Consider the following 11,294-nt stretch of genomic DNA (forward strand, 5'->3'; position numbering starts at 1 on the left):
ACCAGTCCGCTTCGACCATGTTTCGGCATAGCAATGATCGCACCCCGGCCCGACCTTGGTACAACCCCACCAGAAATTGACGGTCGCATCAGTCCATTCAATAGTAGTGCGGTCAGCCATCGCTATCACTCCAATCTACTTCCTCATCATCCACAAGGAACGACGGCAATTCCTCATTGGATGGCAGCGCGATCGGCGGGATGACCGCGGCAACGCTAGGCGGAAGCTGATAGGTCTGCTGCGGCCGGCGCGCATAAGCGATGGCTGCGCTGCATGGCGTAAACTGATAGATCGACCCGCCGCCAAGCAGAACCGGCCCCAGCATCACGTCGCCGAACAACAGCTCGACCTGGAGCATCTTCGTGCCGAACCGTTCGATCTCCAGCACTCGTCCTACGAGCGTGCGGTGGCCGAGAGCCTCGACGATGGCATATTCGCCTGCCGGCATGTCGGACGCGGTGATTGGTTGGGTGTCAGCCATTGGCAGCCTCCCGCTCTGGCAAAGGCATCCATCTCAACGGTTGCGGATCCATGTCGCCCCAGCATCAGCCACAACTCCCGTGGTTCGCCCAGCGCCAACGCATGACTTCTCGCGGATCGTCATCGTCATCATTCCACACATATGTGGACTGGCACTCCGCTTCACCGATGCGATCTCCATCATCGACGATTGCGCAAAATCCCTCTTGTAATGGCGCGCTACTGATGTCTTGCCAGTCAACCATAGGAAACGCCCCTCCCCATCACCTGCCCCGACAGCGCCGCAAGTGTCGCCTTGTCGAGATAATCACGCTGCTTCACCTCGCGCGGGCGACGCTCGGCGGCCAAAAGTGCGCGGCGACGTTCCTCGCGTTCGCGCTCGACCTGCTCCACCCGCCGTAGGATCTCGTCGCGCTCATCCATCTTCCGGCGCGTGGCATTGCGGGCAATGGCGTCCCTCCATCGCTCAAAGGTGCCGGGGTTGCGATACTCGTCGATCAACTTCGAGAGATGCCGAAGGAAATCGACCTGCATCATGCCGCCATCAAGCAGTTTGCTTATCAGGCAGGCGTTGATGTTATGCTCGTTGACCATACTCATGGCGGTGGCGATCTGGTTCAAAGACCATCCGGTACGCTTGCGCCATTCGATCAAGCTCTGACGCGCGCTTTCGCTGCGCCGTGCCAGACGGCCATTGAGGTCATTCCAGGGGGTAGAGCCAAGCCCCGTAACGGTGACGCTGTAGTCATAGTCGTTGCCGACCCGCATCGTGGTGAATGTGACCGCGCCCGCCGCGCTCAGCTTGCGCATGTGGTAGCGGATAGCCTCGTCGGTGCACTTCAAGGCCTGCATGGCACCCTCATAGGTAAAGGGTCGACCCTCGTTCACGAGCTTCGTCAGGTGATCGAGCAACATGGGGGACCGGGAGGGGATATTATTCATAGATCGCCCCCGCATCCTTGCCGTAAGACCTCACCATTGTCGCGGTGCCGACGGAGCGGCGAACTCTCCGATCGGGGAGGTTGATCGGCGGAGACCTGTCGCCCTTGAGGTGGACATTGCGCCAATACCGCGCGCTTTCGGTTTCCTGTCTCATGCTGCCGCTCGCTCAAACAGCGACTTGAACCGTTCGCCATAGCTACCGAACACCGCATTCAGCACGGTTTCCAGAGGGAGTGCGTCGGCATCACTTGGAAGGCCAGCTTCCGCCATGCCCTGCCGCGTCCCAGACTCACACGCCCCGGTAATAAGCCGGAAATCGTTGATATGGACCGTGCCGCGCTCCTTGATTTCCTTGACAAGCTCCTCCTCGTCGAAATCATGCTCCATCATCTTGAAGCGGACATCGCGCATGGCCTGCTCAACCGTATCGCCGTGGGCGAAATATTCACCTTGAGCCGCGACGTAACAGGCCTTGAGGTCGGCTATTTCACCGCCGCCAAAGTAGGATGCCGCATAAATCGTGGCGTCGCCCAACACCCTTTCTGATCGGATGAGCATCGTGGAGCCATCGACGTGTTTGAGACGGATGCGCTCGCCGCGATAGACGTGATACTCCTCCGTCAGCCCCCTCAGATCGACGTGGCCACCGTTGGAGAATGTCACGCCCTCGGGCAGCGTGGTCAGGCTGCTCAGATAGACGTGGCCACCGTTGGAGAATGTCACGCCCTCGGGCAGCGTGGTCAGGCTGCTCAGATAGACGTGGCCACCGTTGGAGAATGTCACGCCCTCGGGCAGCGTGGTCAGGCTGCTCAGATTGACGTTATGGAAGCTCTTTACGTCGATCGTGGTTTCAGTGCGATCGTAGACATATCCGCCACGATCAAGAATGGCAGAGAATTCATCCAGAGTCATGATGTTGGGTTTAGGCATTTCTATTCCTTTCCGCCCACCCGATACCCCGGTTGGTGGGCAATGTGCGCCGGGGCGCGTGTTCGGTTAAAACTCGATGCGTACAGCGGGCACTTCTCCCGCCTGAATCGCCAGCACGATCTTGCGGGCGGTTTCCTCGTCGGCGCCGCAGGACATGATGGCTTCCTTGGCGGCCCGGCGGACGGCGGTGCGGTGTTCCTGGTCGGCCTCACGCTTGGCCTTTGCTTCCGCCTCGCGACGGGCCTCAGCTTCGGCGGCAGCCTTCTCGTCGGCAATGCGCTTGCGCTCCGCAGCGGCTTCCTCTTCGGCCTTACGCGCCCGCTCATTCGCGGCGTCGATTTCGGCCTGCTTCTCCCGCTCAATCCGGTTCAATTCCTCCTGATGGGCACGCGCTGCGGCCTCCTCGGCATCTTTCCGGGCTTGCTCAGCCGCGGCGTCAGCGCGTCGCTGTTCCTCGGCCTTGCGCTGCTCCTCAGCCCGACGGTCCTCGGCCTCCTGACGCTCCCGCGCCTCCTGCTCCTCGCGCTCGCGTGCAACCCTGCGCAGACGCTCCAGCTCAGCGCGGTCGGCTTCCTGCTGCTTCAACCGGGCAAGAGCCTCGCCCAGAGCCTTGACCGCATCATCGCGCAGATCGACTGCCATTTCGATGCGCGGGCCGAACAGTTCGTCATTGAGGTTGATGCCCCGAATACGCTCCAGCCTGCGCTCCACATCCTCCGCCGTCTCGTCGGCGCGGACAATGGCTGCGTCGCGCAGGTTGGTGAGGATAAGATCGGCCTCGGCCTTGCGGGCCTCCTCGCGCTCCTCCCAATCGGTGAGCGGCTGGCGCACCCGGAGTTGCAGAGCGGCGAAGCGGTCCACCACCAGCTTGCCGACGGCATTGATGGTAGCGGTCTTGCGCCGGTAATCCTCGGTCAAATCTTTCCGCGTCTTGTCGAACGTGGTTTTCTTGCGGGCGATCTCACTGGCTGTTGACCGGATCCTGTCGCGGCCGGCGGTGGTGGACAGGTCAACCTTCACGCTGAGGGCTTGCTGCTCCACATGAGCGTAATAGGTCTCAAAAACTTGCTCGTCGGTCAGGACAAGCGCGGGATTGTCCTCCACCTGCCGCACGATGTCCGTGGAATCGTTGGCGGGCATGGCGGCTTCTTCTTCAATGCGTCGGGCGCGTGCGGCCATTGTCAGTCTCCCTGATTGCGAAGGATGCGGGCCTCGGCAGCGTCGAGGGCGGCGGTGAGGCGCGCGGCCAGTTCATCGGGCAGCGCGGGCAGGTGCTTGTCGGCTTCGGCCTGCACAAGCGCGAGTTCGTCCATATTCTCGGCGGAAACCGTGAGGCTGATGAGATCGGCGGCTTTGCGCTCGGCTGGATTGCCGTCTGTGCCATCGTGCTGGTCGCCATGCTGCTCGTCGGAGCGGCCGGTTTCGGGTTCGTCGTCGACGATGCCATTGATTCGGCCATACGAGCTGGCGGCAACATAATCCTTGTCCGCAGCTTCGCCATTGGCCTGCGATGCCAGCATGGCCGAGGTGAGTGCGGGGCGGGTTGCTGTTGCTGTCAGACGCCCTCCGTCGACCGGGGGCATCTCCTGCACCTCGTCTGGGGTGTAGACGCCCATCAAGACCTCTGGGGTGTACAGCCGCGCCCATGCTCGCGTGGCGTAATAAGCGAGCTGCTGCTCTGGATCCTGCTTCCACAGCGGGGAATTGCGCGTCGTGATGTTCTTGATCGGCACGCGCCGGGTCTTGATGTCGGGGTCGCCCTTCACAAAGCCGGAGACGACACAGACCAGATCATTGCCATCACCCTCCCACGACACCTTGAGGCGTCCGTTAAGCGCGTTGGACGAGTTGACCACGGCGTTCACAAGCTGGCTCTCGAAAGCCATGCGGTCGTTCACAAAGAACGTCTTGTTGCCAACAGCGAACGGGTCCATGCCCCAGCGCGTCGCCTGCATGACGATCGCCAGACAGTCTCCAGCCTTCGACCTCATATGTGGCGGCACGAAATTGCTGGCGGCCATGAGCTTGGCCAGCTCCATCGCCTCGCCCATATCGCCCGGCAGGAATGTGGAGCGCGGGGTTGTCCCATCGACTGAGGTTGAGCCGATCGACTTCAATACGTCGGCATCGAACTTGCGGAGGGGGTTTTCGGCTTCAACTATTTCGTTCGCCACGATTATTCTCCTGATGCTTGATTCAAGAGGGCCGCCGCTGCGGCGAAGGGATCGGCCGCATGGCCAGTGCCACGGATAGCCTTTGTCGATACGCGCGGGCGGGCGCCCCCCGCTTTGAACATGGCTACCCCACATTCATTCACCAGATGGTAGAACACGCGGGCCGTAGCCGTGATGTCGACGAGAGCGTCGTGCGCGCCAACCAGTGGCTCACCGAAGAAATACTCGTAAGCCTCCTCCAGTTTCGGCGCTTTCGGTCCCGGCATCCCGGTCGCGATCATGCGCGGCGTCGGCGGCAGGTTGATGATGAACTTTGACTTCCACATGGTACAGAAGCTGGGCGCTTCGGCTTCCCACTTGACCGACCTGTGGCGCGCGGAATGTATGCGCATGATGCGACGGTCGAACGATTCGTTATGACCAACCCGCAAGGTCGCTCGATCGACGAACGCCATAAACGCATCCAGCGCAACCAAGGGGTCGCAGCCTTCGTCCATCGCGCGCTCCAGCGTGATACCGTGAGCCTCCAGCGCCTCTGGGGCGATCACACATTCATGGACGCCGGGGCGAACGATGCTGACGAAGCGATCGACCTCATTCCCATCCATATCGTGCAACAGCATGGCGAGCTGGAGCAGGTGGGGCTGGTGGGGTGCATCGGACGGGTCTCCGAAGGAAGGCAGCGAACTGGTTTCGCTGTCATAAAAGAGGATCATTTCATTCTCCTGATGTGGCGTTGATGAGCGCAGCGTCTTGCCGCGATCCGAATTGGTCGATTGTCTTGCGCGCCCAGCCCGGCAGGCCGACCTCTGTGGGCTCGTCTGCATATGCAGGCCACTTGTCGGCGCTCAGCGCCTCGGCAAAGCGCGTGACGGCCATGCGCATCTGGTGCCTGCCCCGCTCGATGTCGGCAGCGGGCAGTGGGTAGAGCGACACGCTGTAGGGAAACTCCTTCTCCACCACGAGATGCAGCCAGTGCGTCGGCTCCTTCCCGTAGGCGTGCTTGATACCCTCGAAATAGAACGCGGCCGCCAGATGGTAGCCGAAGCGGTCGATCGCGCTGGAAAAGCCCGCTGGCGAGCAATATTCCGGCGCCATGAACTTGAGGTCCGTCACCACGCGCACATCGGCGCCCTTGATGACGGGATGGGGGAGCCAGTCAGGACGGCACCGCAGCCACACGCCGGTTTCCTTGTCCTGCCATGCGATCGTCACCTCCGCCTCGCCGTTCGACAGCGCATTGCGGGCAACGGATTGCAGGCCTATCGCGTCCGCCATCGCCAGCACTTTCTGGTGCTGACCGTGAGACAGGATGCTCTTGCCCCTGCTCTCCGCATATTCGACAGCCTCGATTTCCTCGGCCCATCTCCTCGTCGCGGCGCGGCTGAATCCTGCCGGCGTGACATGGTACAGCTTGCTCCACTGGTCCGGCAGCAGCAGCATATCATGCGCGGCGCGGCCCTCGACGAAATGCGGCTTGTCGCTATCCGCTGGCCGTTGCGGGTTCATCGGGCTGTCTGCCCAGAAGTGGAACAGACTGTGCGAGAGGATGGTCTTAGCGCCGCTGGCCGACAGAGAGAAGTCCGGCAACAGGTGCGGGTTGCGGTGATAGTCGGAGTTTGAGATCCCCGAATACGCGCCCGGCTTGGTGATGAGCGGCGTCATTGCTCACCTTCCCCGATGATGAGATTGTCGATCAGGTAGAACAGCCCAGCCAGCAGCGCGAACACGAGGCCGACCAGCATGAAGGGGATGGAGATGGCCCTGCGCAGCTTTTTCATGCCGATTTCCGATCGACAAAAAGCCACCAAACGAACCTGCAAAACAGAATAGTGCAGAATGTAAGCACCAAGGATTTCCACCCCTCGACATCGCTTTGCATGCACGTGCTTAACATCGCCGACATCAGGGCGAGGGCTAGAGCCTGGTAGTATGTCATGCCGCCAGACTCCCGATCTGCCGGGCCAACTCGCGGTGATGGCTGATCGCCTGCTCGATCGTCGGAGCCGCATCATCAAGCCGGGCGTATTCCTCGAATGCCCGCCGCCCAACGTCACCGCCGAAGTCCGCCCATTCGCGCTTGAAGCCCGCCTCGATCATGCGCAGCGTGATCCACTCGGAGCGCACGTTTGCAAGGTTGTCCCACAAGCTTGTGAGCAGCACGCCCGATGGACGCAGGGCAGTCGTATCCTGCGCGGCATCGAATACGGACCTCACCGCCTCCCGCTTGAAGCAGCCAAACGCATGTCTGCACTCGGCAGCAACGGAGCCTTCAAACGCGCCATTCGCGGAGATCGTCATGCCCAGCTTCTCGGCCTGGATCATCGCGGCACAGATGCGCGCCACCAGCAGACAGTCGTTCCAAGGGCGGATTGCGGGCGCGGTCATTGGCCACCCGCCACGGGGGCGATGGGTGCCAGCATCTCGACGATTGCCGAGCCAAGCCAGAGGTAGAACAGGAGGGCGGCGACGATGGCGATGGTCGAAACCCAGCCGCCGTCATCTATTCGGTGATGGGTTTTGAACTGCTCGTGATTTTCGGGTTGGGACACTGTTGCCTCCATTCGGTGATGGAGGTTGTTTATGCGATTATCGGAACAATCGCAAGCTCAAAAATGCGTTAATCGGATTTTTTATCGCATGACGACACTGTCTTTGCTAATAGACAGAAACCCGCGCGAGGCGGGTGAGGAGATTTAGCAATGCTACAAAAGCCGGTGGAAGCTATTTGCGAAGAACCCGCCGCAGATTCTCAGGAGGTTCCGCAGCTACTCGCGCTAGAACAGCGTATGCGCTTTCTAGAGCTGCGTCTTGCGCATCTCGAATCGAAGTGTCGTGGCCTATTGGAAACGCCACCTCAATTCTGATTGCCGGGCCCAGCACGCCGCCACCATCTACATCCGTCAAACGAATCTCTACAATCGACGAAACTGCATCGGTCGCACCAACTTTGTGCGCTATGACACTGCCCACAGCAACACTGGCGATCCCGCGCTCCCTGTAATCAAGCGGCATATCAGCCTTCCGCCGCAATCTTAGAGGTAAACTCATGCCCGCAATGCTTGCATACACTGGCATCTGGCTTCACCAGTTCGGCGCATCGTGGGCATTTCTTGGAGACACCGGCCTTGATTTGGCCCCGCTCCACCTCTTGAGAATCCCCCATGAAAAATGCAGCAACAATGCCAAGCGGGCCGAGCAGGGCGCCTACGAGAAAGCCTGCCACGCCACTGCCGCCGCGATCGCTGGTAATCATCGCCGCTACGCCGCCGCAAATGAGCCAGAATATAACAATCGCAACCATAAAACTCCCCCTACAAACGGCGACCAAACCAAACAGGTCTGCCTATGATACGTGTAGCTTCGTGCTGGATTTCTGCGGGGCTGTATTTTGAGTTACTGGAAAACATACGGACTCGCCCGCCGGGCAACCGTTCAATGTTCTTCACCACATACTCTCCCCATTCACCATCCCAAACTGCGAATGGCCCTGGCTGACTAGGGGATACATCTCGCCGATCTACGAGCAACTGGTCTCCGTGATGAAAGTCCGGCTCCATACTATCGCCACGGATGTTGATAATGACAAAATCTTCAGCCCGGCCCCGCAGCATATCTTCAACCAAAATGCGAGAAATTAGGGCGTTCTGGCTGTCTCCATCTCCATTGCCACCCCCGCCTGCGCCCGCGTATGTAGGCAAAACAGACACCCGGACATACTGATCATCCTCATCTGGCAGGGGTAGATCCGGCTCTGGTCTGTATGCACCAACCTCCATCCTTTTCAGCCATTCACGCGCAGCAAGCAGTTCATGCGCCTTGAACTGACGCTCTCCGGCTTTCGTCTTAGATATCTTGTTTGCTTCTAATCCGAGCGCGTCGGCCAACTCTTTCTGTTGCAAGCCGAGCGCCTCCATACGCTTAAAAACCTCGGCAATCTCTGGCCTAAGATGGAGTTCGGAAGTCATGCCATTATTGGACACGGCCAGCCGATTCTGGCAATCGCGATTATCGGATATTTTGACTTGCGATTTAAGTCCGATTATCGCACATTGCCTCATATGAAAAATTTAGCCGACCAGATCATCGATGCACTCGGTGGAACCACAGCCGTAGCGAAGATGGTGAAAGCGCCAGTCTCAACCGTCCATAGCTGGCGGAAGATCGGAATTCCTACATCACGCATGGCGCACTTGGAGCTGATAGCGGAGGTGAATGGAATCACCCTCCCCTCCACGGAGGCCGCTGCATGATTTACGCGTTGACCTCTCGCTCGTCGGTGGCCCCACATGCTTCGCATGTCCATATTTCGCGCCTGATACCAAGCATCGCCAGCGGTCCAGTTGCCGCAATTGAACTTGTTCGCCGGAGCGCATCTTTCCCGCACGAGGGGCATCTTTGTCCCGGAGAGGTAATTGGGGGTTTTTCCAGCGCAGCCAACCGCCGCTCCATCTCGTCGATACGGTCTGGAGCCGCGCGAATGCGCTTCCATTCGCCCCAGCGATCGAGCGCGGCGAGCAAATCCTGGAGTAATGACAATGGATAACCTCCTCATTTGGCGAATGGTTTTGGCGAATGACGGAACGACTGAGATTCGCGTAGCCCACCACGGTGACGGCGACATCTCCATAAAATTGACGTGCGGCGCAATAAGCGTCGTGGCGGTGGTTTCTGCGTCAGATGCGGAGGCTGTTTTCGGCATAGTCCTCCCCTCCACGGAGGCGGCGTAGATGGTCATCACCTCAATTGATGGCGTCGGCACCCTTGCCATACTTCGATCTGACCTTGAGCAGCGCAAAGAGGGCGCGTGCTTCGGTCTCGACGTTACCATGGTGCCGCATACACCATTCGAGCATTTCGTCGGGGTCGACATGGACCTTTTCGATGCGGCTCGGATCGATGCCATTCGCGCGCAGGGATGTGAGAGCCTGCTGGACGAATTCGAGATAGGTATCGGGAACATCCGCCGTTCCACAGATTTCGAGGAAACGCGGATAGTCTTCTGGCCTAGGCCAGACAACGGCAATGATTTTGTCCATTTGCATATGCTCTCTGTGGTTGCTGCACACTCCACAGTGGCCAAAGCCGGGGCGGAGTCAATCCGCCTCGGCGGAGGGCTGGCCGCATGACCTGTGCCGTCTGCCATAAGCCCCTCTGCCAACACAATGACATGGAATATTCGGGCCTCGCGCCCGCACGCCATGCAGGAAGCCCAACGGGTCGCACCTGCGGGGCTGGCACCTCCACTGCCCACCGGGACGATGCCAGCCCCAATTCCATTGCTGAAAAGACCTCCTTTCATGTCTCCACCTTCAACCAGAGCGAGGCAAATGTCTGTGTCGGATAACGCATTGATTGAGCAGCATTGTGCATCGCAGCAAATTGCGCGGGCTATTGGCCTGTTCATGGGCGCGGGCCGGAAGTATTCGGTGGCCGACGTGTCGCTGGGCACCGGCATCCCCTCGCGCACCCTCTCCAGCTACATCGCATCGGGCGAGGAGCGGCGCACCCCGGCGGCCGACAAGCTGCTCGTGCTGATGCACTTCTTCGGCACCGAGTTCGCATCCAAGGTTCTCGGCTCGATCGGCCTCGGCGCGCATGAGGTTGTGGTGAAGCATGAGCGGCCCGGCGCGGTGATCGCGACCCTCGCAGCCGCCACCTCCATGATCGCCGACATGGCGACGGACGGCTTTATCGACCATCGCGAGCGCGCCCAGCTTGAGCCGGTTGCTGATAACGTCATCGCGACGTTGCAGCCCTTCGCCACGCGCAAAACGGCGGAGTGAGATATGGCGGGGGGCAACGCATCTCAGAATTATCGTTCCACCGATTACGAACGGGCGGACAAGGACTGGTATGCGGAGCCCCATTGGTGTGTCGAGGCACTGGCCGATGCTCTACACATCGTGCCGGGGAGCTATGTTTGGGATCCTTGCTGTGGTGGCGGCACTATACCAGAGGTGTTCGCTAAACGCATAGGCCGCGGCAATGTGTGTGCAACCGATATAGTCGATCGAGGCTTTGGGCAGTTCGACGAGGCGTTCGACTTTCTCAGTTTCGGTGTGCCGATCTGTGTCCCGGTGAACGGCCGGATCAATATCGTGATGAACCCGCCCTTCCGCCAGGCCGAAGCCTTTGTGCGCAAGGCGCTGATGGTCGCTGACTACAGCGTCGCCATCGTCCAGCAACTTTCATTCCTCGCCAGCAAAGGCCGTCACACACTGTTCTCGGAACACCCGCCTGAGCAGGTACTGGTGATGTCGCGCCGTCCTTCCATGCCCCCCGGCCACCTTGTCACCGAAATGGGCGACAAGGCTTTCAAGGGTGGCACCTCCGATTTCTGCTGGATCATTTGGAACAAGTCGTACCGCGGCGAAACGCGGATGCGATGGCTCAACCCGGAGGCCGCATGAACCTGCTCCGCTCCCTCTTTGCCCGCCAGCGCCATTCGCGCCACCCCGCCGCCATCACACGCCGCGAGGAAGCCAAGCGCGCGCACGAGGCCGCTGTGGTGAAGCGCCGTAACGAACTGCGCATCGCCCGCCTGACTGCCGCCCAGCTTATGCCGGGCAGCGCGCCCATCGCGCCGCGCGAGCAGGTGGTGGCCGATGTCCGTCGCAAGCGCGAGGCCAAAGTAATTTCCCCGGCGTCCGGTGGCGCCGAAACAGGGGGGATGGGAGTATGATGGACGCCTCTAGGACGGAGGGAACGCGGGGGGCAACTCCTACCCTGCTGTCCTGCACGACAGCAACCGCGCCGGTGAAATCC

Annotated in this window: 19 protein-coding genes; 4 read left to right on the forward strand and 15 right to left on the reverse strand. The window is 60.2% G+C overall.

From position 1 onward, the window contains the following. The 14 genes from EQG66_RS07520 to EQG66_RS07575 all read right to left on the reverse strand — a co-directional run. Window positions 1-120, reverse strand: a 120-nt coding sequence (locus tag EQG66_RS07520; RefSeq protein WP_129403981.1) for a DUF5131 family protein, incomplete at its 3' end; no start/stop codon positions are given. Continuing rightward, window positions 113-481, reverse strand: coding sequence for a hypothetical protein (locus EQG66_RS07525; RefSeq protein WP_129403982.1), 369 nt, complete (start codon window positions 479-481; stop codon window positions 113-115). The genes EQG66_RS07525 and EQG66_RS07520, both read right to left, overlap by 8 nt. 236 nt (window positions 482-717) lie before the next feature. Further along, complete coding sequence (locus EQG66_RS07530) at window positions 718-1,422, reverse strand: hypothetical protein (RefSeq protein WP_129403983.1); 705 nt, start codon at window positions 1,420-1,422, stop codon at window positions 718-720. Continuing rightward, window positions 1,415-1,576 (reverse strand): hypothetical protein, encoded by a 162-nt coding sequence (locus EQG66_RS15305; RefSeq protein ID WP_164975621.1) that lies wholly within the window; start codon window positions 1,574-1,576, stop codon window positions 1,415-1,417. The genes EQG66_RS07530 and EQG66_RS15305 overlap by 8 nt, the downstream gene beginning before the upstream one ends. Beyond that, window positions 1,573-2,352 carry a leucine-rich repeat domain-containing protein gene (locus tag EQG66_RS07535; protein ID WP_129403984.1) on the reverse strand — a complete coding sequence of 260 codons (780 nt, stop codon included), beginning with the start codon at window positions 2,350-2,352 and terminating at the stop codon, window positions 1,573-1,575. The genes EQG66_RS15305 and EQG66_RS07535 overlap by 4 nt, the downstream gene beginning before the upstream one ends. Before the next feature lie 66 nt (window positions 2,353-2,418). After that, on the reverse strand, window positions 2,419-3,531 hold the full coding sequence (locus tag EQG66_RS07540) for a hypothetical protein (protein ID WP_129403985.1): 1,113 nt from the start codon (window positions 3,529-3,531) through the stop codon (window positions 2,419-2,421). A gap of 2 nt (window positions 3,532-3,533) precedes the next feature. Then, on the reverse strand, window positions 3,534-4,526 hold the full coding sequence (locus EQG66_RS07545; protein WP_164975622.1) for a recombinase RecT: 993 nt from the start codon (window positions 4,524-4,526) through the stop codon (window positions 3,534-3,536). 2 nt (window positions 4,527-4,528) lie between these two features. Then, window positions 4,529-5,242, reverse strand: coding sequence for a 3'-5' exonuclease (locus tag EQG66_RS07550; protein ID WP_164975623.1), 714 nt, complete (start codon window positions 5,240-5,242; stop codon window positions 4,529-4,531). 1 nt (window position 5,243) lies between these two features. Continuing rightward, entirely contained in the window at window positions 5,244-6,191 is a 948-nt protein-coding gene (locus EQG66_RS07555) for a PD-(D/E)XK nuclease-like domain-containing protein (protein ID WP_129403988.1), read from the reverse strand. After that, window positions 6,188-6,388: a hypothetical protein gene (locus EQG66_RS07560; protein WP_129403989.1), complete on the reverse strand. Its 201-nt coding sequence runs from the start codon at window positions 6,386-6,388 to the stop codon at window positions 6,188-6,190. Before EQG66_RS07560 ends, EQG66_RS07555 begins: the two co-directional genes overlap by 4 nt. A gap of 73 nt (window positions 6,389-6,461) precedes the next feature. After that, complete coding sequence (locus tag EQG66_RS07565) at window positions 6,462-6,914, reverse strand: hypothetical protein (protein WP_129403990.1); 453 nt, start codon at window positions 6,912-6,914, stop codon at window positions 6,462-6,464. Further along, window positions 6,911-7,078: a hypothetical protein gene (locus tag EQG66_RS15310; RefSeq protein ID WP_164975624.1), complete on the reverse strand. Its 168-nt coding sequence runs from the start codon at window positions 7,076-7,078 to the stop codon at window positions 6,911-6,913. Before EQG66_RS15310 ends, EQG66_RS07565 begins: the two co-directional genes overlap by 4 nt. Window positions 7,079-7,542: 464 nt before the next feature. Continuing rightward, window positions 7,543-7,830, reverse strand: a complete 288-nt coding sequence (locus tag EQG66_RS07570; protein WP_129403991.1) for a zinc ribbon domain-containing protein — start codon at window positions 7,828-7,830, stop codon at window positions 7,543-7,545. Window positions 7,831-7,840: 10 nt separating this feature from the next. Further along, on the reverse strand, window positions 7,841-8,428 hold the full coding sequence (locus EQG66_RS07575) for a S24 family peptidase (protein ID WP_164975625.1): 588 nt from the start codon (window positions 8,426-8,428) through the stop codon (window positions 7,841-7,843). Here EQG66_RS07575 and EQG66_RS15430 point away from each other — a divergent pair. Further along, complete coding sequence (locus tag EQG66_RS15430; RefSeq protein ID WP_220428643.1) at window positions 8,423-8,779, forward strand: carph-isopro domain-containing protein; 357 nt, start codon at window positions 8,423-8,425, stop codon at window positions 8,777-8,779. The genes EQG66_RS07575 and EQG66_RS15430 overlap by 6 nt on opposite strands. Window positions 8,780-9,268: 489 nt before the next feature. Here the strand turns inward: EQG66_RS15430 and EQG66_RS07585 are convergent, their stop codons facing one another. Then, window positions 9,269-9,565, reverse strand: coding sequence for a hypothetical protein (locus EQG66_RS07585; RefSeq protein WP_129403994.1), 297 nt, complete (start codon window positions 9,563-9,565; stop codon window positions 9,269-9,271). Between the two features lie 291 nt (window positions 9,566-9,856). Here EQG66_RS07585 and EQG66_RS07590 point away from each other — a divergent pair, with 291 nt between their 5' ends. Genes EQG66_RS07590 through EQG66_RS07600 form a run of 3 tightly spaced genes read left to right on the forward strand, consistent with a single transcriptional unit; the run spans window position 9,857 to window position 11,211 of the window. Further along, the gene (locus tag EQG66_RS07590) at window positions 9,857-10,312 is read left to right on the forward strand and encodes a hypothetical protein (RefSeq protein ID WP_129403995.1); all 456 of its coding nucleotides are present in this window, start codon (window positions 9,857-9,859) and stop codon (window positions 10,310-10,312) included. A gap of 3 nt (window positions 10,313-10,315) precedes the next feature. Further along, window positions 10,316-10,939 carry a hypothetical protein gene (locus tag EQG66_RS07595; protein WP_129403996.1) on the forward strand — a complete coding sequence of 208 codons (624 nt, stop codon included), beginning with the start codon at window positions 10,316-10,318 and terminating at the stop codon, window positions 10,937-10,939. Further along, entirely contained in the window at window positions 10,936-11,211 is a 276-nt protein-coding gene (locus EQG66_RS07600) for a hypothetical protein (RefSeq protein WP_129403997.1), read from the forward strand. The genes EQG66_RS07595 and EQG66_RS07600 overlap by 4 nt, the downstream gene beginning before the upstream one ends. The last annotated feature ends 83 nt before the right edge of the window (window positions 11,212-11,294 follow it).

Origin of the sequence: Sphingobium fluviale (assembly GCF_004122115.1) — a bacterium.
GTDB classification, from domain to species: domain Bacteria; phylum Pseudomonadota; class Alphaproteobacteria; order Sphingomonadales; family Sphingomonadaceae; genus Sphingobium; species Sphingobium fluviale.